We start from the raw sequence: 21452 nt of genomic DNA, 5'->3' as shown, positions 1-21452 counted from the left end.
TATTTCGGACGCTCTCGAACGAAGACGTTTGGAACATTCGGATCAGTATTTGATTCGAGCTCGGACCGTGTAATCTCTTTCGATCAAAGGTGCGACGAAGAAGTTATTAAGTCCGTATTTCAGAGAACCAGGGTTGTTCAGATCGATCTTTGCGCCCCGAATTCTTTGTTGCGTTTTATCTTGTGATACCCAGGTGGCGAGACCTGATCCGTTATTCACAACAGAAATCGGATTGAACTGAATCCCTTCATTCGTAGTGCTTAACTGAAATTCTTTCGGTCCATCCACTGTGAAGGTGCTAAAATCACTGATTCTTCCCCAAATGGTTCTTTTGGTTCCATTGATCTGGTCCCAAGTGGTAAGAATTTTATTTCCAGCAAGGATCGAATTGCTTGGTTTTCTACCGTCGTTATCCGTAACACCGAGATTCAATGATATTGGATAGAGCGGTTGACTTGCTTGAAGGTCGATTGCTCTCAGACGAATTTCTTTTGTATTTCTACGATAAGTAACAAGGCCCGTATTGCCAAACGTTGAATACTTTAAAAAGTCTACGCCACCGGTTTCGATTTCAAAATAATTACTACCGACTAAAGTTCCATCGGAGGTGTTTACGCCACGACCCATTATATAGCCGTCGCTTCTACGCCAAAAAATCATTCCTTTGCCGTTCGTTGCACCGACTTGAAGTGAATCTATTGGACGAGTTGACTCGTTTAGTACAGTTTGATTGGAACCGATTAGCGTTACGTTATTCAGATCATACACTGCACTCCAAACCGTATGGGCCTCAGAATCACGATCTTGGAATATCCAGCCAATGACTGCTTGGTTATTGTCATTCACTTCGACGGCGGGAGTAACATTGTAATGTGAAACTTGATCGTGTTGGTGTGATGAGTAATCCCAAACGCTCGTTTGAGTTGAATATCCTGCGATTGAGAAGCTAGAGTTAATTTGGGCGCCAGTGTCCAATCGAATTACTTTACCGTCGACTCTATAATTTCGTACGTCATACCAGAGACACGGATAGCCCAAGGAGCATCCGGAAGCATATGTAGGATCCATGCTCGTCGTTGTATAAAGGTCCGACCAAACGAAAATTGCCCGGTTATTTCCTATACCAATGTCAAGAATTGGATCAAAACTATTCTTAGGGAATGGGGTATAACGATTTCCAAGAAAAAGTTCGGACACAGGTGTTCCAAAGGTTGCTAAATCTTTGATTGAAACATACATACTTTGACCATTTTCCCAGAGAATGACCACTTTTCCGTTTTTTGCCTTAACTATATATTTTCCTGTAGTAGGGGCAGTAATTGTTGGGTTGATTGCAAAAGGATTGCCAAGTGGTTGCCCTGTACTGATCGCATAATATCTTCCTAGTATTGTTGATCCTTGTCTCCAGACTGAAAGAGCCACGTCTCCAAAGCTGACGGTAGTTACATCGCCCAATGTCTGTGCATTCACATCTGCGCTAACGGTAAAGTCTGTGTTTGCACTTTCTAGGCGGTATACTTTGCCCGTTAAGGCTGTTAGACGGGAAAGACCATTGTACAGAAAATTTACAAAATCCCCACCATCTGCCCAAGAGTTCCAGAGTGCAACGCCTTCGTTATAAATTCCCATCCAGTTGATCGCATTCATGTCCGGACTAAATCCTAAACAAGATGATGGATGGAACGGGTTAGTCGAACAGCTAACTGAACTACTTTGTAGGAAAGGTCGATACTGGATTTGATCGAAAGCAGTTGAATTGAAAGACGATGATACAAAGTTATTCCAATCGGTGACGAACCCTGTATCCATGACCAATCTTACGTCCGGCGATGTCAGGGTGCCAGGTATATAAAGAGACGTTGTTTTTGGTGCATTGATTGATACGGCACTTTCTAACTGAACATCAAAGGATCCATCGCTTTGCGGAGGTAAAACCTGGAGAATTCGATAAGAGGAAGAATCTCCTTGAATATAAAGTCGATCGCCTATGTTTGCGGGACCATAAGAATTTGCGATTCGTACAGTCGTAGTTCCAACTATGATTGGCAACCCCGCTTCTCCCCTCATTTTTCGAACTTGAGAATAATGCAGAGGCCAAACAGTACGACGATAAGCTGTATTTAAGGAAGGGCGAATATACAGTTTTACTAAACTAATTGCAGGGTCTACAGTCGTGCTCAAAGTAGGTAATTGAACACATAAATTATAGACTTGGTTGATGAAATCTAACGTCGTTCCACAATTTTTTAGTTTATATGGATCGCTCGTGCTTAGGTCTTTGATTATGTGAAACCAATCGGTTCGGCTTCCGCCAAATCCCATACTAATTTCAAAGTCTGCGGCCTGATTGATATTGTATCGATCAGATGAGGTTTGTAAGTTGTAATTGAAATTCGTAAAATATTGATATGTTCCCGTGTCCGTTGCAGTGCCAAAATTCGGTGCTAAATATTTTGTTTTATCCAACTGGATCTTTAGTTCGATTTTTTCACCGAAACCTACCTCTCCTAAATAAAGAGAATTCGTGTCCGGATAGTATGGATGAGCGCCTATTGATTTATTATCCCAAGCTGTATTAAACGGATAACCCATTCCAGTTTCCAAAGGGTTTGTACCAAATTTTTGTTCTGCTTTAATAAAATCCTTAAAGGAAATATATACTAAATCGTAATTATCTCCCGCCCAGATCATTGAATCTGCCCCTTTCACAACTGGCGCAGCTACCGCACCTCGCCATGGATCAAATTTTCTTACGCTTCCCGAGTCGGTCCAGTATTCAGTCGGAGAGTAGAATTTTCCTCTTGAATAAATTGCCCAAACTCCAGAAGTTCTTTTCTCAGTTTCAGTCCATTGACTGTAAGGTTTTTGAACACATGCTGTTCGCGTAACGCCGTCCGTACCTGTACTAGTTTCATCGACACAGGGAATGTTGGTACTAATTCCTCCAAAAGATTGGATTCCTTTTATATATACTCTTGATTCAGCTAAAGTAGGAGCTGATTCGGATAAATCGACGACATAATCTTTAAATACAATATTGTTTCCGGAGCAGGATATTCTTTCTAAAGCCTTTTTTAGACTAATACCGGGAGAGAATACGTCCGTCGTAGTTGTATTGCAGGGGTTAGAGACATTTGGTGTATCGAATGCAGTAACTCGATACATTTCTCTAATAGTAGGTCCAAAAACTTTTATTAAGGCTGTTCTGCCTTTTGCATTTTCTTCAATAATTTTCAAATTATTGCCTGAGAAGTTAAGCAGATTAGATTTATAATTTGAGTCGGCGACATGAGTCATCGCATAATCAACAATCATAATTTTCGGTGTATACCCTGCAGCTATAGCTTTCTCAACTTCAACTGTATTAAGGTTTGATAATTCAACAACGTAAGGTCCGAAATCGGTTCCACCGTAAACTTCTACCTCGAAAAGGGTATAGTCGTCATTTCTCAATCTGAAAGAAGACATTGGCACCAATTCGCCAGCTGGAGTTTCGAACATTAAAGAACAAAGGATATTCGAAATCTTAACTGGCATGTTTACGGAAAGATTTTTAATATAGAGTGCTGCTCTGACTACACCTGCATTTGGTTCAATGGTGGAGGTTTCATTGATTTTTGAAGATTTATCAGATCGATATTTTCTCGCTTTATTGCTGGATGAATCTGACTTTAGATTCCAAGCGTCTTTATCAATGTTGTTTTTAAAGGGCCGATCAGCCCATTTGGTTGTAGTAGCCGACACTGCGTTCTTCATTGACCAGCTATTCTTAGAACTTTGGCTGTAATCGAATCCAATGTCTGACATTGGTATGTAACTAGCTTTTACGCCAAAACTTGTACTTACTTCGCTGGAAGTTCCGGCCTCCGTATCGTTACTAAAAGAATCCTGAAATTGAACCGTCCTTTCGTTCAGTTCGTTTTGATGAATTTTTTCCGATCCTTCGTTTTTTGAAGCTTCAAAATCGTTCGAATTAATTTCACTCACGATTTGGTCACTTTGGTTACTAGAGTTTTTAAGGATTTGAATCTTTAGTGTAACTGGAGGAGCGATTGCAGTTTCAATCTGCGGGTAATCGGCGACCCATACGTTGGATAACGTTTCATTTTGATTTAAGATTCCATCGCCGTCAAAGTCATTCACGATGGTTGTTCCGGTTGGATCGATGGTTCCCATAAGCGCGGCAGCGGCTACGGGTTTTCCAGGAGGAAGGTTGAACAAGCCGTTTACCGGAGTAATAACTGTTGAAGGATCTCCCGGTTTCACGGGAACGCCTTCTTTGTCCACTTGAGTTTTCACTTGTTCCGCAACCAACCAGGTTGCAGCGGCGAGATCGACGTTTTCCATCGTGCCTTTATCCTTACCGAACCAACCACAAGTGATTACAAAAGGTATTAAGAGAAATAAAATTCCATAAAAACGCATCTTACTGAATATCCAACCGCTTTGAAACATGATCCACCTCTTCGTTTATGCTTTTGTTTTTAAAATCATAGGATCCACACGTTATCCGAAGTATAAGCAAACTTATAGCGTTACTCTTCTTCGCTTAACAAAATAGACACAAGTTTTACAAAATGCAAAAGTTTCAATTCGACTAAGTAAAAAATGAGGCTTTATACGGCTATAGAAAAACCTAAAAAAAATATTTTTTGTTTTAAATACGTTTTGTTAAGCGAAATGATATTGAAATTGAGAATACTTTGAGTTACGTAATTTTCATCTTTGCGAATGGTTATATGCGACGCTATTTGCCACTTATTCGCGTCTGCGATTCATTAAACTCAACGGGATCTATAAAAATGGGGCATCTCCGTTTTCGCTTTTTGATAAGGTGAACGCTCGTATTTTGCATTATAAAAATTCTTTCATAATCTTTATAACTCAGGTATTTGTTTTTTTCAGAAATGATCGTGCCCATTGAAAATTTATAATCTAACTTAAGTTGTTTTTCTTTTTTTACAAGAGTCAAAAAAATTCTTTGATTCTGGCTGAATTGAAAGATGAATCGGATACAATTCTCGCTTGAAATCAAAGGAATGCTTTCCATTTAACTGATTGTAATTCAAACGTTATTCGCATCTATTGAATCGTTTGTTTGTTTCTTTGAGTCTTAAAATATTTTCGTTATATTTTTTCATTATATTCAATAATTTGAATTTACTCAAAATCGTTTCTTCGTTTAACAATTTCGATTCAATTGTTTTTAAATTGACACGGAAAACCTCTTTAAAAACGATTCCTTTCAAAGGAGATTTGTTTTTAAATGATGAATAACGTCCGTAAATACGGAATGATTTTAACTCCGGCGTTGGCTTTGTTGCTGAGTGTCGCGAACTGTGTTACCGCTTTGGGTAATGTTACTATTACCGGAAAGAATTATCCTGCCCTCACTGAAACCGATCATATCGAAGTAATTATGAGAGCCGTTCCCGATTATAAAGTGGAACAAATCGGACTCGTAGAAGTTCGTTGCGCGCAATTGAACTATTGTGTAGAATATGTAAAAGGAAAGGCGAGAGAAGTGGGAGCGGATGTGATTATTCTTGCAAACACTGGAACCGTAACAACGGTAAGCACTCAGCCGGGAAGTCATGCAGGAAATGCGTCTACCCCCGGTCACGTTTCTTATAGTTCTCACCAAGTTCAAACTTGGGAAATCTCAAAGAAAGTAATTTCGCAAACGCCTTCCAAACCTACGAAAGGAAAAAAATCCGTTTCTGAAGAAATATAAATTTAAAAACTTGAGAATATTTTACTATTCTCAAGTATAAAAAACAAATCCATCCGCTGAAAAATAGAGAGCGGATGGAAAGGATGAAATCCGAATAAAACAGAAAGCCCGTTTTTTACTTTTCTTTTTCCTTTCCGGGCAGAAGCAAACCCTTTAGCTGATCGATCAATTGGATTCCGCCGGTCAGAGTGATTTGGCTGATCTTTTCGCTGATTCTTTCCACATATTCCAATTCTTTGAGTTTGTATAAAGTCGCGTTTTCTTCCATCAATTTGGCGGTATTCAATAAACTTCTTGTGGACGCGGTTTCTTCTCTTCTCATGATCACGTTCGCCTGTGCTTTTTTCTCAGCGATCAAAACCTGATTGAGGATATCCTTGATTTCTCCCGGTAGAATTACGTCTTTAACGCCTCCGAAAATAATTTCCAAACCCATAGAAGGCATGAAAGTTTTGATCTTCTCGACAACGTAAGAGCCGATTTCTTCCTTTTTGGAAAGAATTTCGTCTAACGTTAATGTGCCCACATATTCCCTCAAAACCAATTGAAGATGAATGTAGAGCTGCGATTCGTAGTCTTTTACTTTCACGAGACATTCGATCGGATCGACGATCTTGTATTGACAAACGAAGTTGAGTCGAAGAGGAATTTTATCCTTCGACATGATTTCCTGTCCGGTAATTTCCGTTTGAAGTTGTCTTAGATCGGCTTTTAAGACCGAAATGGATTTGGTTCCTTTCCAATAAAAATAGTTTCCCGGTTCCAAAACTTTCACGAAAGAATTTTCGACGAACAATAATCCTTTTTGAAACGATTCTACCGCATACGAACAAGTGAAATCTTTTACTTCGGGTTTCATAAGAATGGAACGATCGATATTTTCGTCTATGGACGGATCGTTCAAGTCGATCTTGACGAAGGATATTTTCTTTCCGCCTTTCCAAAACGCATGTGTTCCCGTTTTTAAAACCGACTTGAATTTATCTTCTTCAAAAAGAAGTGCGATCTCGTTGTCTTTGAGATCGACCACTTCCAATTCCTTCAAAAGAATCGGATCGTTTTTTAAAAACGTAAAGTTGACTCTTGAAAAGAAAGGATTCAGGATCTGATGAATTTCTATATCCTGACCCAATAGAGAAAAATAATTTCCGGGCATCAGGAGCTTCACATATTCTCCTTCTTTGAATAAAAGACCTCTTTGATCCTTTTTAATTTTCATACAAACCTCTGTGTAAATTCAATGATTGCGATTTTTTTTATTCTTCGCTTATTCGCGTTCAACGCGATTCTAAAAATAAAAAGAATAAAAGGAATCCATCCGATGTGAGCGGAGAACGATTTGAGAATCGCCGCATTTCATCGCGTACGATTTCTTTCTTTTCCTTTCGAAAAAGATCCGAAACCGTTTTGAATCGAATTCTCGACTCGGTATCCATCGTTCTGCAAGGCGAACACCCGATTGCCTTTGAACCAGTCGCGGGCCGGACGCCTTTTATTCTTTTTTTGTTTCGGTCTTTTTGCGAAGAGACCAACTTCCGCACCTGAAGCGCCTGCTCTACCCACTGAGCTACTTACCGTAGTAAGGAAGGATTCGAACCTTCGACCCGGTGTTGGTGGCTCGGATTCCGATCTCCTAACGTTAAACCAACCGCACAGGGTGCGGAGGAACCGACGGGCCTTGGGAAACCCTGAAAGACCGTTGGAACCAAAGCCGAGAGCAGATTCTTCCTAAAGGAAAGAAAAGGAAATAATTTTTCTTTGTTTTTTCGGTTTAAATTTTCGATATCAAAAGCGCGGGAAAAATCGAGTTAGACGAAATGGACTTGTAGGTCGGCATTTACGGCGAGGTTTTGAATTTTACGCGATCAATGATATTTAAGAATATTCTAAATAACTAATGTTAATTCGGAGATTCCGCGCGTCGATTCGAATGAGAGGTCTGCTTGTGATTTGTTTCGAACGGCGCGGATCGTTTTCAAGAATAGCGAAATCGAATTCCGCTTTTCTTGATTGAACTCAAACGTATTCCGAAAGATATTCTTTGCCTTTGAGATGACTTGGAAAAAAGATCGGGAACTTCTTGCCGGTTTTGGCGCGAGAACGGCGATACGACTTGGAAGAATTCCAAAACGTTTCGTATTCTGAATCCAAACGAAACAAAAGTTTTTCCCAAAAGATGAAATGTGAATCCACGAATTCTTGACGAACGTCCTTCGCTCTCAAGGTCAACGGACATTTGCCGGTGAATTCTTTCATAAAAACGAGGCCGACTAAAACTCCGCGCGTGTCCAAATACGGTTCGAGAGGAAAGGTCCGACAACTGATCGAACGATTGTCCCTTTCGCAAAATTGAATTCCTTTGCATTCGCAGAAAAGAGTTTCTTTGGAATCGTATTCCGCCAACATTTTCTTGTCCGTTTCCGTTTCGGGTTTCCAAACCTTCCAAAGATCGGTTCTTTTTTTCAACATGGAGAATTCGGAACGATACAAGGTCGGAACTGCGTTGTCCGCGATACAACAAAAAGGGACGCCGTCGTTGTCGGGTTTACACAATTCTCCGCAATCGAAGTCGGTCAATTCTTCTTGGAGAAGGGAATAGTAGTAGGAGATCTCATCTTCGGCGAGATGTTTAGGATCGTTTTTTTTTGCTGTCGTCTTCAATGGATGGGTTGCTCCGACTTTTATCGATTCGGTTTTTTTTAGGAGTTATGATCCTTCGAAAGATCGCGTATCCCGAAAAGAGAATTCCCGCAGAACAAAGAATTCCCCACTTTCTGTAGAACAACTCGACGCCGGGAGAGAGAAAACCATTTTTCTGAGCCAAGGCCATCAAAAGGGCGAAAATCGTTAAGAGTGAAAACGCGCTTAAAAAGAATAAAACCGTGATCCGAAGATTCTTCAGAGTGTTTTCCAAATCTTTTTTAAATTCCAAAAATCTTGAATAGAATTCTCTCGTTTCTTCTCCTTCGGATAACTTCTGCACGTTATAAAATGATTCGAATTCTTCCGGGATCTTCGTCGTGTCCAAAAGTAGAAATTCGTAATCCAAGGTTTTATCATATTCTTCCCTGGCTTCGGGCGAACTCAATGTGAGATAGGCGCGCGTTCCTTCTTCCCGATCCAATTCCCGGGACGGGTTCCAAGGATCGGAGTCCAATTTTTCGAGATAATCCCGATACGCGGACTCGATTCTCCCGAAGTCGGAACTCCGGGAAACATCCAGAAGTCTGTAATAGTCCGGTTTGGTATTCACTGCCATAGGATTTAAACAGGGGAGAATTCCCGGATTCGCTCCAAAAAATTCCCTTTTACTCTCTATGGAAAACCCCTTTACAGTCGGTCCTGCAAGCAGAAATTCAGTCCTATGAACGTTCTGGAACTGGAAAAAAAGGCAGGAAAAGTCTATATCGAGACCTATGGCTGCCAAATGAATGAATACGACTCGGGAATCGTATCCAGTTTGATGAAGGACGCCGAATATTCTTCCTCCCCCGACCCGGAGGATTCCGACATTATCTTTTTAAATACCTGCGCGATCCGCGAAAACGCCCACGCGAAGATTTACAACCGCCTTCAATCCCTGGGTTATCTCAAAAAAAGAAACCCGAACCTCGTCATCGGGGTTCTCGGTTGTATGGCTCAAAATCTCGGGGACGATCTGTTTCATCAGGAACTTCCTCTGGACTTGGTCGTAGGACCGGACAACTACAGAAGTCTTCCGGAACTCATTCAAAGAATTCGAGGCGGCGAGAATTCCATCGCGCTGACCCGTCTTTCCAAGATCGAAACCTACGACGAGATCGAACCGAGGGTCGTCAACGGAATCCAAGCCTTCGTAACGATCATGCGGGGATGCAATAATTTCTGTACTTTCTGTGTCGTACCTTATACGCGCGGCCGGGAAAGAAGCCGAGATCCGAAGAGCATCGTTCGCGAAGTCCAGGACTTAGCCGACAAGGGAATCCGTCAGGTAACGCTTCTCGGCCAGAACGTAAATTCCTACAAAGAACAAGGCGAAGACTTTGCCGGTTTGATTAAAATGCTTCTCGATGAAACTTCCATCGAAAGAATCCGTTTTACTTCTCCGCATCCGAAGGATTTTCCTACGCATCTTTTAAGACTGATGGCGGAGAATCCCCGTTTTTGTCCGAACATTCATCTTCCTTTGCAAGCGGGAAACACGAGAGTTCTCGAAGAGATGAAACGTTCTTATTCCAAGGAAGAATTTTTGGAAGTCGTAAAGGAAATCAGAAGTATCGTTCCCGATGTCGGAATCACCACCGATATCATCGTGGGTTTTCCGAACGAAACCGAAGAAGAATTCGAAGACACACTTGCGGTCGTTCGCGAAGTTCAATTCGACATGGCGTTTATGTTCAAGTATTCCGAGCGCGAAGGAACGATGGCCCAGAGAAAACTTCCGGACAACGTTCCCGAAGAAGTGAAGTCCGCAAGACTTACCAAACTCGTGGACTTGCAGACTTCGATTTCTCACGAACAAAACCGAGCTCGTATCGGAAGAGTATATTCCATTTTGATTGAGAACACTTCCCGCAAGTCGGAGAAACAACTCTGCGGAAGAACTCCTTGCGGAAGAATGACCGTGTTTCCTCTTCCCGAAGGAAGAATCGCTTCGGAGATGATCGGTTCCACGGTTTCCGTGCAGATCGAAAGCGCGACCAGCGCGACCCTCAAAGGAAGGATCCTTGCTTGAAGGACGGAGACAATCGAAAGAAGGCTTCCGCTAAGAAGTCGGCGTCGCGTACGTCCTCAAACAAAACCGATTCTTCCGCTACCAAGTCTTCTTCCGAATCCTCGTCGAAGAAAAAAATAGATTCTTCGCTTAACAAAAAGAATTCCAAGATCAAAAACGAAGATAAGAATTCTTCGTTCGATGTTTCATCGGATTCTCCCTCGAAAAAAAATACAAAACGTGCGGCGACCGCTTCTACTTCCTCCGGCGCTTCCGGTCGTGGCGCGGGTTCCGGCGCTTCTTCGAATTCCGGTAAGGATTTAAGAACCGTTCGTCTGAGCAGCGTGGAAGATCTTCCGCCGGACTTCAAAGTTCACACGGACAAACGAAAATTTTATATGATCATTCCGATCTTAGATCGGTATATTTTGAAGGAGATTCTTTCTCCGTTTTTGGTCGCGCTCGCGTTCTTTACGATGGTTTATATGGTTCTCGCCCTTCAAAAGATGATCGGTCTTTTTGTGGGGAAGGGCGTGGATCCGCTTCGTCTTCTGGATTATTTCGGTTATCTTTTGGCGAACACGCTTCCGATGACGATTCCTATGGCCTGTTTGATGAGCGGGATCATGGCCGCGGGAAGACTTTCCGGTGATTCCGAGATCACCGCGATCCGATCGGCGGGAGTGAGTTTTCCGAGAATCTATATTAACTTTCTTGCATTCGGTTTCGTGATGGCCATCGCGGTCGCGTATTTGAACTTCTATCTTTCTCCCGAAAACACGAGAAAGATGAACGAGTTCAACAAATGGGTTCTCGCATACAATCCTCTTTTGGCGATCACACCGGGACAATTCAGCGGGGATAAGACCCAGGACCTTTTCGAAAAACGCGCGCGTACGATGTACACGGACGGAATGAATCCGGACACGGGAGAACTCAGAGGAGTTCAAATTCGGGAATGGGAAATTTTTCTCGAAGGAAACGAATACTTTCATATCGGCGGAAAGATGATTCCTATGGGCGGTTCGAGAATCATCCAGATCATCAACGCGGGCAAGGGAAACCTCGTAGAAAAACAAGGACCCGATGGGGATTATGAAAAATCCATCCGTCTCAAAGACGGTTGGATCTTAGAATGGAGCGACGATCGTAAAAGTTTTTCCGTAACCGATTTTAGAAACGGAGAAATGGATTACAACATTCCTAAAGGAAAGGAAAAGAAAACCCTGGAGTTGAACGTAAAACCCGAAACGTTCTCCATGCCGGTTCTCTTTCAAATCCGAAACAATATGGAGAGCGAGGGACTTGAAAAAATTCCCGGACTGGAAACCTTAAAGGAGATGGGAATCGAGATTAAAGGTTTAGTTGGACTAAAGCAAATGGTGGAGCAGATGAAGATCGATCTCGCCATGGGAGCCGCAAACGGAACGCTTACACCCGATCAGATGACTCAATCGTATTCGGTTTTAACGCAGTTAATGGCTTTGATGCAACAAGGGAAGAAAGTTTTAACGGATTTTAACGTCGAAATTCACAGAAGAATCGCGATGCCGATCTCCTGTTTGATTTTTTTCTTTATTTCATTCCCTTTGGGACTTGTGGTCAAACGTTCAGGAAAAGGAATGAGTTTTACGCTTGCAGTCGTTTTCCTTATGATCTACTTTACATTTTTTACCCTCGGGAGTACGATTTCCTACAATGACAAGGTTCCGGATTGGATTGGTCCTTGGAGCGCGAACATTCTAATCGCGCTTTTAAGCATCAATATCATGATCAAAAGAACCGATATGGATTTACCGAAACCGATCCAAAAGGTTCTGGATAAAATTTCTGATCAAAAATCAAAATTGACAGAGAGATTAGAAAGTTTAAGTATATGGGGAAAAATAAAAAAGATCTTGAAAAGAGGTTCTTGACCCGGGAAAATCCGCTGGTTAGTGTTAGAATTAATACGATGAGTCAAAAAAACGCGATCATTTGGCATCTCACTTCGGGAAAAGAATTTCCGATCCAAATCTGGAAACACCCTCGTGTAAACATCGAGCTGAGCAAGGTTTCCCTCGACGGACTCGGCGCGATCGATTTGATGAAAGCCGACATTCATATCTTTTTCCTTTCCGTAAGTTTGCAGGAATGGAATCAGATCCGCGAGTTCATCCGCAAATTCGAACTGCACCCGTACGTAAGTTTAATCATGGTTTACTCGGACGACGCGGAAAAGATCAACGGAGTCGTTCCCGAAAGCGGCAAAATCGAAGTACTCGAACATCCGGTTCATCCTAGAAATTTAAGACTGATCCTCGATAGAACGATCCAATCCGAGTTCTACAAACTCGCGGCCAACGAAATCGGAAACAGTTGTCTGACCAACATCGGATTTTTCGAAGGCGTATTCGAACTCGCTCAAAAAGAATACAAGGACGCGACCAAGGCCAACGAAGCGCTTCAAGCCATCTTAGAATTCGAGTCCAAGGTCAAAAAGAACAACGAGGAAATCAACAAGGCCCTCGAACGAGTCAACGAACTCAAGAACAAGGAACTTCTCGCGCTTCACGAAAGGCTAAAAGTTTCCGAAATTTTGGATTCGATGAAAACTCAGGAATTGAAGGACGCGCTCGATTTCAAAAAGGCGACCGAACAAGCGTTGAATTATTCTCATATAGAAGAGATTCAACTCGATAAGATTTTGGAAGCTCAGGACCGTCTTTTCGCTTATACCGAAAAGGAAATCAAGGACCTGATCGAAGAGAATCGAAGTCTGAAAAAACGTCTCGGAATCCAGTAAACTTTCACGATTCGTCCGTATAACGGCGATTAATCCCGAAACAGTTCTCTGGAAAATTCCTTATAATCCGCGGAATTCTTCCCGAATTTATACTCCGCGTATAAAAGTCCGTGTTTCTTCCGTAGAATATCGTATTTTTCCCGAGCCTGATCGTCCCGGTTCTTTTTGGAAATACGATAGGCCCTTTCGTAACAGTTCGCAAGAAAACCCTGCGCTTCCGAATCCTCGTAGAACTTGGTTCCGATTTGAATGTATCTTTCCAAAAGATCCATCGCTTGCAGAAAATTCTTCAGAGCGAGTTGGTGTTTGATGTATTCCCTGTAAATTCCGGCTTGTAGTTCCCGATACGCGTCGGCGTCCCGGACTTTTTCGTTTTGAATTCTTTCCAAAGAATTCATCGAAGCGACGAGAAGATGGATCGAATCCGATCTCGCTTTGTTTAAATCTCTCGTAAGGGATCTTTCGAAATTCTCCTTACGATTTTTTCTCTGCCACTCGTAACGATCCGCTTCGAAGGTAAGTTGATCGAATTCTTTTCGTTTCGAATCCGCGAGATCGTTGGCTTTTCTAAAACGATCCATCGCGCTCAAAAAATCCTCTTTTGATTTTTCAAAAAGACTTTTGGAATTCTCTTCGCTCGCATCCCCTAAGATATCCAAGTCTTGGAATTGAAGACCGTCCTTGCCCCAATCTCCATTCTGATCGCTTCCGTCGGGAATCAGAATCTCGATCTTTTTCTCGTTCGGAGATTGTTCGCCAAAAAGAATCAGGGGAGAATGGAGAATGAAAAACGAAATCGTAAACGTGAAAACTTTATGATAAAACGAAGAATGGTTCATCGGAGATCGGTCTCGAAACAAAGAAGAAACGCTGAAGAACGCGGATCTACTTTGAAAAAAAATATCTTAGGTCAATTTAGGATTGGTCGCCGATGGCCGTCATCAAAAAATTAGATCGAAAACAAACGAGAAAGAGTAACAAAGAATGAAAGAAGTTTCGGTTCCCGCGACGAAAAGAATCGCACTCGTCGCGCACGACAATCGCAAGGAAGACCTGGTGGCTTGGGTCAAAACACATCGGGAAATCCTATCCAGACATCATCTATTCGGCACGGGCACGACCGGGAAATTGATAAACGAAGAGGCGGAACTTCCGGTTTATAGATTTCTTTCCGGACCGCTCGGAGGGGATCAACAGATCGGAGCGAAAATCGCGGAAGGGGATCTGGATATCGTGATCTTCTTCTGGGATCCGCTCACCGCGCAACCCCACGACCCGGACGTAAAAGCCCTTTTAAGAATAGCAGTACTTTATAATATTCCAATGGCTTGCAACCGTTCCACCGCGGATTATATGATCAGTTCTCCGCAGTTTACGAGCGCGTATAAAAAAGTTCTTTTGGATTACGATTCGAAAATCCGAAGAGATTGATCGAACGAAACGATGAGTTTTCTTTCACGCATCTTTTCGGGAACTTCCGAAACCGTTTTGCCATTGCATTTTTCACAGGAAGCGATCGAAGAGATACATTCGCATCTCGCAAGCCGTCCGAGTTCCGCGTTTCAAATCAGAATCGAAAGAAAACACAAACATTCCAACGTTCAGGTCGGTTACGATCAAAGGAAGAATGTAAAGACGATCCATTCTTACCCGATCCTCGTCGAGATGAACGAGATCGACGAAGTTTGTTTGGAGGGATCGCGTATCGACTGGGACGCGCAGAACCGGGAGTTTAGAATTCATCCGGACGTGGATTTGGATATCGAGTACGGAATGATTCTCAATCGATTTAAGATAAGGATCAATCGAAACCTATTCAAAGACGATCGGCCTCGCGTATATCAATACGTCGCTACGCTTCCGGATTGGCTGCCGTTGCAGATTCGAAAATTAGAATTTTCTAAAGTAGAAATTCGCGGACGGGTTTGGATTCTGGATTTGACGGATCGACACGAGGTCGAAGAAATCTTAAAGATCGAAAAGGAAATTGCGGATGAAATTCTGGATTATTTCAGCGAATTTCCGATTCGACGCGACTGAAAAACCGCGAGCAGAAATTTCGTCTAACGTTTCCAGATGACCCGATCCCCTTCGGAGATCGTTTTTAAGCCGTTGATTCCGTTGTCGGGAACGGCCCTCGAGAGAAAATAATCCGTTTCTTCGATCGTGGCCTCGCCGGATTTGCCGGAAGTGTTGTAGATCTGGATCTTACTTCCTTTTTTTAAACCGTCGAGAGTTCCCGCGTTGACGATGATGTCCTCGTCTTTGACTTTTAAAACGCTACCGGACGGAGGAATCGCGGCCAAAATTTTCGCAACGGATCTTGCGGACGCTTCCGGAATAAAATCTCTTCCCTTTGCAAAAACGCGGAACGTCGCAAGAATCTTTTCGTATTTCGAATCCTTGATCGTCCAGTCGATGTTCAAAGAATGATTTTCGTATTTTAGAGAACCGTAAACTAAGAATCTGGGTTTGATTCCGTTCTTCGAAGAATCCTTGATCTTAAGAAAAGTCGATTCCGTAAAAGGAAGAATCCCCGTATAAGCTTCCGGGTTTAAATCGAAAGAAGCGGGATTGGCGCGGGCGGATTCCAAAACGTTCGAAAGGGCGATCGTAGGACTTAAGGAAAGATTCTTACGAACGGAAGAAGAAACCAAAAGCGCCAGATCGGGATAATCTCCGAGATACGATTTATCGGAAAGATCGAAAAGCAAAAGAACGGGTGGGGTTCTTCCGTAGTTTTCCAAAAGATTATCGCCGGTGATTTCGACCATCCCTTCTTTGTATGCGATCGATTGTTTCATCGAACTGAGAAGGTTTTCGATTTCATATTGATACTTTTCGTTTTCCGGATATTTTTTTCTCAGAAACAAAAGCAGATTCAAATAGCGGGGAAAGAATCCGTTTCGTTTGTATTCGGATAACGTTTGAAACTGAACCTCGGGTTGACCCGGAATCAATTCTCTTGCGGAAGAAAGATGATGCGAAGCCATATCATACAGAAGAGAATTTTTCGAAGAACGAAAACGTTGCATTCTATATTCTCCGAGTTTTCTTCGGAAAGAATTATTTTCCGGGAAATGACCGAGCGCGACCGACTCGGCCTTTTGTCTCGATACGGAATCTAAATCGTCTAATTTTAATATTTCGGTGAGATCGTTTTTCAGAGCTCCTTTTGTGGAAGAATCCTTGTTCGCTTCTTTTTCTTCCGCGAACGCTTTCAGATAGAGATAGGAAGGATTTTGAGGATACAAAGAAACGAGTTTTTTGGAAAGAGAAGCCGCGGAGGAAAAGTCACCTTGCCAGATTCGGATTCTTACCAGAGAATCGATCGCTTCTTCGAAGTCGGGATATAAGGAAATAGCCCTTTCCAATTTTTCGGAAGCGATTTCCAACTTTTGTCTTCTGTCTTGAGAGGAATTTTTTTCGGACCAATCGATCAATAAGGACGCCATACTGAAAAACAAATCGGGATCGTCCGAAGAATTGGAAAGGATCGTGTTCCAAAGATGATATGCCTTGGAAAAATTTCCGGTCTTTCCGTTTACCTTCGCTTCCAGGATCTGAACTTCTTTGGAGCTTTGGAATTTGGATCGGGACGCTTCCAGTTTTTTGAGGGCCGATTCGTAATTTCCCATTTCTAAAAGAATTTGAATCTGAACCGGAGCCAACACCGGATCGAACGGATCGGTTTCCAAAGAAGATTTTAAGAGGTTTAGAGAATTCTGATATTCTTTTTTACGAATATACGCTAAGGCCGCGCCTTTGATCGCAGTTTTGTTTTCCGGCTCCAAAGCGAGCGCTTTGGTGTAGGCTTCGAAGGATTCGTTGTATTTGTGAATGTGTTTCGCGGCTTCAGCAAGTCCCAATAAGGATCGAACGGACATGGAATTGGATCGATACGCGTCCGTAAAGGATTGATACGCCGCGGCGTAGTTCCTATCTTTGAGAAAGGATTCTCCTTCCTGGATTTTTCGAATCGTTTCCTGTGAAGAAATCGGATCCACAAACAAGAATAGAATAATTAGAAAAACGGAATGTCTTTTTAAAAAATCGAATCTCATTTCGTAAAGAATCCCGTTTCGGCCTTACCCGAGGTGTTTCTGAAGTTAGCCTCCACGACTAAAGGAATGTAAAATTCCTTTTTGTCCGCGTCCACTCTGCTTTTGAAAGATACGATATAACGTCTGTCCTTATGTCCTAAGAAGGAATCGTAAAGATTCTTTTCCAAGCCTTCTCCCGGAACGAGGATAAACTTTCCTCCCGTTGAAGCCGCGATCGTTTTATACGTTTCCACCGCGGGTCCCGTATCCGATAGCGAAAGAAAGTATACCGGTATCGAATGCGCTTTGGAATATCGGATGATCTTTTCCGGAGAAATTTGGGTGAACGAATCCGAATAGGAATTTCCCGAGACCAAAACCAGGGCGATTCTCGGGCCAAGACGGTCGAGTAGATCCGACATTCCTCGGTAGATGGCTTTGCCCGTTTTCGAGGTAGTGTCGTTTGGCGACGTTCTTAAGATTCTAAAAATCTCGTGCATGGAATAGGTGAAGTCCGATGCTTTGATGAGTTCCGACCCTGACCGAAGAACTTCGATCCCGTCGTATTGTCTGAGGGATGTCAAAAGGGGTTTTAAGGACTTTTCAAAGACTGGATAGGCCGCTTTCACTTCGGGTGTATTCTCATAAACGAGAGATACTGAGACCCGATTGTTGAACTGTTGCATATCGGCGAGGCCGATCAGAGGGGATAGGTTCCCATATTCATAAACTCGAAAGGAGTTCCTCGGTATCGCTTTGATGTCGCGCCCAGATCTGTCTCTTACTCTTAGAAAAACGGAAATGTCGGGATACTCCCTATTCAGGACCTTTTCCACGACGAGATCCATGTTGGAAGACAACTGATTGGAAGGACTGAAAATCTCTACTCGGTGGCGATTGAAGTCTGCGATGAATTGAGTTCCCGTATAATCGAACGCAGATGAGAACGGTTGGTTGAGCTTTCGAACTACATTCTTGGAATCCCGGAAAGAATCTAGTAATCTCCAGGTATTGTCGAGAGTGTTGTAAATGATGAGTCCCGACTTTTCGTCCGAGATATAGATTTCGTTTTTTCGAATCGTAAGATTTCGTGGAGAGGAGAGGGTGTTTGGGTTTGTGATTTCCCTGAGAAAGTTTCCTTCCGAGTCGAATACGGCGATTCTGGAATTTCCACGATCGGCTACGTAAATTTCTCCTTTGGAATTTACTTTTAATCCGGATGGATTGCGTAGAATTCCGACACCGATTTCCTGAACGAAGGTTCCGTCCGTTTTTAATTTTTGAATTCGATTGTTTCCGGAATCGGAAATATAAAGATAACCATTCTTTGTAAGGAATATTCCCGTAGGTCCATGGAATTCCCCATTCCCTTTACCAGAAATGCCGAATCGGTTTCGATATTCACCTCTGGTATTGAATTCGTAGATTTTATCCGCTTTAAAATCCGAAACGAATATGGAATTCCCTCTCAATGAGAAGAATAGAGGGCCTGATAAATTCCGACCTAATGAGCCTCTAAAGTTATCTACTGGGTTTCCATTTGGGTCAAATTTCACGATGTTCGCTGTGTCGAAGGATAAAACATAAAGAAATCCGTCATCATCTATGGCGACATCCGATGGATTGCGAAAACGGAAGCGTCTCAGATCGTCTCCCAAAATTGCGGAGTAGTAGCGAACGGCAGAATCTTGACTGCCACCAGCAAGATTGATTCTAAGCGCGTCCAATCTTGCTTTCTGAATTTGGTTAAGCCCAGTGGTTCCTTCTATTTGTTCTAATTCCGACATACTTTCGGGCCAGTCACCGGAAAGATAATACGAGTTAGAGAGAAGTAAGCGTGCTAAGGTAAAATCGTTCTTTATTGAAAGGGCCTTAAGAAAGTTCTCTCGCGAGGAAGAATACTGTGAGTTATTAAAATACGAGAAGCCTCTTACGAATTGGGTTCTTGCTTCCTTTTCCTGTATAGAGAAATTAGGAAGCCCGTCGGAATTCAATGATAAGGTAATAAAAAGGAAAATTAAGATGATAGGAAATTGATTCAGACGGATCATTGAACTCTTAATTTGCCTCTATCTTCTCAATAAATGGTCGTAAGAGACATAATTTCAAGGATTTTTTAGAATATTAAGGGGCTAGAAACTTATCTTTCGCTGAAGGAAAACCTAATATTTGAGGTGTGATCCTGGTTTTTAAAGTAGGGGTCGGAATTCATTAACCAGAAAGGCTTTGGAAGGGATCTGGCTATAATTCGTTTCGATCAAAGGCTGAAGAGGACGGAATTCCCTGTATATTAACGCAGGTTCAATCGCAATATTTGGATCCCGAAAAGAATTCCGGGCAGATGGTCCGTGATTCTGCTTCCAGCTATCATGGTGTTCTTGCCACAATTCACGCTTAGCTCGATTTTCAGAAAGCTCGGTCTTGGTTTCTCTAAGTATAAAATCCAAGATTAGAATATAATTTCTAAATCTTTTTTCAATATGATTCAATTCTTCCAAGGAAGCTTCCATACCTGTTCTGAATATCGGATCGCGACATTGAAAAAAACGGAAAATTATGCGCTATTCAACTCGAAATTTTTTCCTCGCATCAATTTTTTTAAAATTAATTTCCGATTCGAAAAGATCGTAAAATAAAAGTGCAAGGGTCGCTCGTCCTCCCTGCCCAATTTAAAAAGTCCATCTTGAAGATTCTTAAATTGAAAATCTTCTTCTTTGTCTAAATCCACCAATCGAGAAAAAAATCTGCAAATCGATATCCCGAAATAAAAGCCGGCAAATTTCGCTTCGTACCAATCCTGATAATCGGGACGGAACGAATATCGAATTAGCTGTTGATTCTTTGATTGGTATAGAGTTTTTCTAAATGCAGAATCTTGAAATTTAGAGAATAGATTTCTTTTTTGGAATTTAAATAACAAGTAGTGAAAGTAATTCTTTAAATTTTTGTGTTTCTTGATCTGTTTCCGAACGAAACTCTCTAAATGCATTGGGACTAATAGATCGGAAGGTCCCGTATCTTTTTTCGATTTTCCCTTGAACTCAGTAAAATCTTTTAAACGATTCTCGATCATTTCACACCTCTATCGAGTACAGTTCCAAGAGTTGAGCGAAGAGGGCAGGAATGTAAAAAAAAATTAGGAAAAAGATTTTAAGACGGCTATGTGCGCTTCCACCGATTCTGCTAACGCCTTAAGGTTGTAACCCCCTTCTAAAAAAGACAAAACGTTCCCTTGGCAAATTTTATCCGCACTTTCGAGAACGATATGAGAAAGTTGTTCAAAGCCATTTGTTGTGATATTCATTCCACCTAAGGGGTCCTCCTTATGCGCGTCGAAGCCGGCTGAAATTAGAATAATGTTTGGCTCAACGTGTTCCATTGTCGGAATCACAATTTCTTTAAATTTTTGAATATAAGATTGATCGCCTGAATCTGTCTGCATCGGAATATTTTTAGTAGTTCCTACGCCATCCCCATACCCAATCTCTTCTGAATGGCCTGTCATCGGATAGAATGGAAATTGATGAATGGAAAGATAAAAAACATTTGGATCCCTGTAGAAAATTTCCTGAGTTCCGTTACCATGGTGAACATCCCAATCGATAATAAAGATTTTCTTGAATCCATTCTTTTGTAAATATCGAGCCGCGATAGCTACGTTATTCAACATACAAAAACCCATGATGCGATTGTGTTCGGCATGATGCCCAGGGGGTCTTAAAAGAGAGAATCCATTCTTTATTTTGCCTGAAATCAATGCATCGGCTAAAGTGATTCCTGAATTTGCAGCCGAATAAGCCGCTAACCAAGAATTCTCCGTAAAAGGAGTGTCAGAGTCAAAATAACCTCTCTTGTTTTTTGAATCTTCTATTCTTTGAAGATGGTTCCTTGAGTGAATTTCTTTATAAAATGTCGGATCAACGTCTTTCAGCTTTGGAGAATACAAAGAGCCGAAATAACTTGTTTGCGTTAGTTTATTAAGACAGGCAAGAATTCGATCGGAATTCTCGAAATGCGGGATTTTCGGGTTTGCATTATGGGAAATAAAATCCTCAGAGAATATAAAGCCTGTTGCCACTTTTGCCTCCGGATCAATTTGTTCAGGAAATATTAATAGTTTCTTTAGTTTATCCAAAAGAATGCAGATTATTTTAAATTTCGAACAGTCTTTTTTAGTTGAATGCGTTGAATTCCGAC

At 42.0% G+C, this 21452-nt stretch carries 15 protein-coding genes and 1 pseudogene; 6 read left to right on the top strand and 10 right to left on the bottom strand.

Annotated elements, in window-relative coordinates; genetic code table 11:
* Nucleotides 1-42: 42 nt before the first annotated feature.
* Nucleotides 43-4455 carry an LIC12048 family lipoprotein gene (locus LEP1GSC052_RS12375; RefSeq protein WP_010573923.1) on the bottom strand — a complete coding sequence of 1471 codons (4413 nt, stop codon included), beginning with the start codon at nt 4453-4455 and terminating at the stop codon, nt 43-45.
* Between the two features lie 838 nt (nt 4456-5293).
* On the opposite strand from LEP1GSC052_RS12375, the gene LEP1GSC052_RS12365 reads away from it, so the two are divergent.
* Nucleotides 5294-5734 (top strand): LA_1841 family salt-regulated protein, encoded by a 441-nt coding sequence (locus tag LEP1GSC052_RS12365; RefSeq protein WP_040913530.1) that lies wholly within the window; start codon nt 5294-5296, stop codon nt 5732-5734.
* Between the two features lie 115 nt (nt 5735-5849).
* Here LEP1GSC052_RS12365 and LEP1GSC052_RS12360 read toward each other — a convergent pair whose 3' ends face one another.
* From LEP1GSC052_RS12360 to LEP1GSC052_RS12345, 3 genes are all read right to left on the bottom strand, one after another.
* Nucleotides 5850-6953 (bottom strand): slipin family protein, encoded by a 1104-nt coding sequence (locus LEP1GSC052_RS12360; protein ID WP_010573926.1) that lies wholly within the window; start codon nt 6951-6953, stop codon nt 5850-5852.
* Between the two features lie 797 nt (nt 6954-7750).
* A complete protein-coding gene (locus LEP1GSC052_RS12350; protein WP_020986426.1) occupies nt 7751-8395 on the bottom strand; it encodes a hypothetical protein in 645 nt (214 codons plus the stop codon).
* Nucleotides 8364-8993 (bottom strand): J domain-containing protein, encoded by a 630-nt coding sequence (locus LEP1GSC052_RS12345; protein ID WP_020986607.1) that lies wholly within the window; start codon nt 8991-8993, stop codon nt 8364-8366. Before LEP1GSC052_RS12345 ends, LEP1GSC052_RS12350 begins: the two co-directional genes overlap by 32 nt.
* 105 nt (nt 8994-9098) lie before the next feature.
* On the opposite strand from LEP1GSC052_RS12345, the gene miaB reads away from it, so the two are divergent.
* Genes miaB through LEP1GSC052_RS12330 form a run of 3 tightly spaced genes read left to right on the top strand, consistent with a single transcriptional unit; the run spans nt 9099 to nt 13212 of the window.
* Nucleotides 9099-10448, top strand: coding sequence for a tRNA (N6-isopentenyl adenosine(37)-C2)-methylthiotransferase MiaB (gene miaB / locus LEP1GSC052_RS12340; RefSeq protein ID WP_010573929.1), 1350 nt, complete (start codon nt 9099-9101; stop codon nt 10446-10448).
* Nucleotides 10445-12343 (top strand): LptF/LptG family permease, encoded by a 1899-nt coding sequence (locus tag LEP1GSC052_RS12335; RefSeq protein WP_010573930.1) that lies wholly within the window; start codon nt 10445-10447, stop codon nt 12341-12343. The genes miaB and LEP1GSC052_RS12335 overlap by 4 nt, the downstream gene beginning before the upstream one ends.
* Before the next feature lie 38 nt (nt 12344-12381).
* Complete coding sequence (locus tag LEP1GSC052_RS12330) at nt 12382-13212, top strand: hypothetical protein (RefSeq protein ID WP_020986684.1); 831 nt, start codon at nt 12382-12384, stop codon at nt 13210-13212.
* Nucleotides 13213-13241: 29 nt separating this feature from the next.
* On the opposite strand, the gene LEP1GSC052_RS12325 is transcribed toward LEP1GSC052_RS12330, so the two are convergent.
* Entirely contained in the window at nt 13242-14051 is an 810-nt protein-coding gene (locus tag LEP1GSC052_RS12325) for an FcpA-related putative periplasmic flagellar protein (RefSeq protein WP_010573932.1), read from the bottom strand.
* Between the two features lie 145 nt (nt 14052-14196).
* Between LEP1GSC052_RS12325 and LEP1GSC052_RS12320 the strand changes: the two genes are divergently transcribed.
* Both LEP1GSC052_RS12320 and LEP1GSC052_RS12315 read left to right on the top strand, forming a co-directional pair.
* Complete coding sequence (locus LEP1GSC052_RS12320; protein ID WP_010573933.1) at nt 14197-14643, top strand: methylglyoxal synthase; 447 nt, start codon at nt 14197-14199, stop codon at nt 14641-14643.
* 12 nt (nt 14644-14655) lie between these two features.
* Complete coding sequence (locus LEP1GSC052_RS12315) at nt 14656-15252, top strand: hypothetical protein (protein WP_010573934.1); 597 nt, start codon at nt 14656-14658, stop codon at nt 15250-15252.
* Nucleotides 15253-15275: 23 nt separating this feature from the next.
* On the opposite strand, the gene LEP1GSC052_RS12310 is transcribed toward LEP1GSC052_RS12315, so the two are convergent.
* The 5 genes and pseudogenes from LEP1GSC052_RS12310 to LEP1GSC052_RS12290 all read right to left on the bottom strand — a co-directional run bounded on the left by LEP1GSC052_RS12310 (nt 15276) and on the right by LEP1GSC052_RS12290 (nt 21333).
* A complete protein-coding gene (locus LEP1GSC052_RS12310) occupies nt 15276-17276 on the bottom strand; it encodes a tetratricopeptide repeat protein (protein ID WP_020986465.1) in 2001 nt (666 codons plus the stop codon).
* Nucleotides 17273-19306, bottom strand: coding sequence for an NHL repeat-containing protein (locus tag LEP1GSC052_RS12305; protein WP_040912996.1), 2034 nt, complete (start codon nt 19304-19306; stop codon nt 17273-17275). Before LEP1GSC052_RS12305 ends, LEP1GSC052_RS12310 begins: the two co-directional genes overlap by 4 nt.
* A 264-nt stretch (nt 19307-19570) precedes the next feature.
* Nucleotides 19571-19765: pseudogene (locus LEP1GSC052_RS21800) on the bottom strand (hypothetical protein); the annotation flags it as partial.
* Between the two features lie 44 nt (nt 19766-19809).
* A complete protein-coding gene (locus LEP1GSC052_RS12295) occupies nt 19810-20328 on the bottom strand; it encodes a DUF1564 family protein (RefSeq protein ID WP_010573937.1) in 519 nt (172 codons plus the stop codon).
* A 63-nt stretch (nt 20329-20391) separates the two neighbouring features.
* Entirely contained in the window at nt 20392-21333 is a 942-nt protein-coding gene (locus LEP1GSC052_RS12290) for a histone deacetylase family protein (RefSeq protein ID WP_020986809.1), read from the bottom strand.
* Nucleotides 21334-21452: the final 119 nt, after the last annotated feature.

This window comes from Leptospira kmetyi serovar Malaysia str. Bejo-Iso9 (assembly GCF_000243735.2).
GTDB lineage: Bacteria > Spirochaetota > Leptospiria > Leptospirales > Leptospiraceae > Leptospira > Leptospira kmetyi.
Note: the sequence above shows the minus strand (reverse complement) of the source record. Positions and strands in the feature narration are given on the sequence as shown.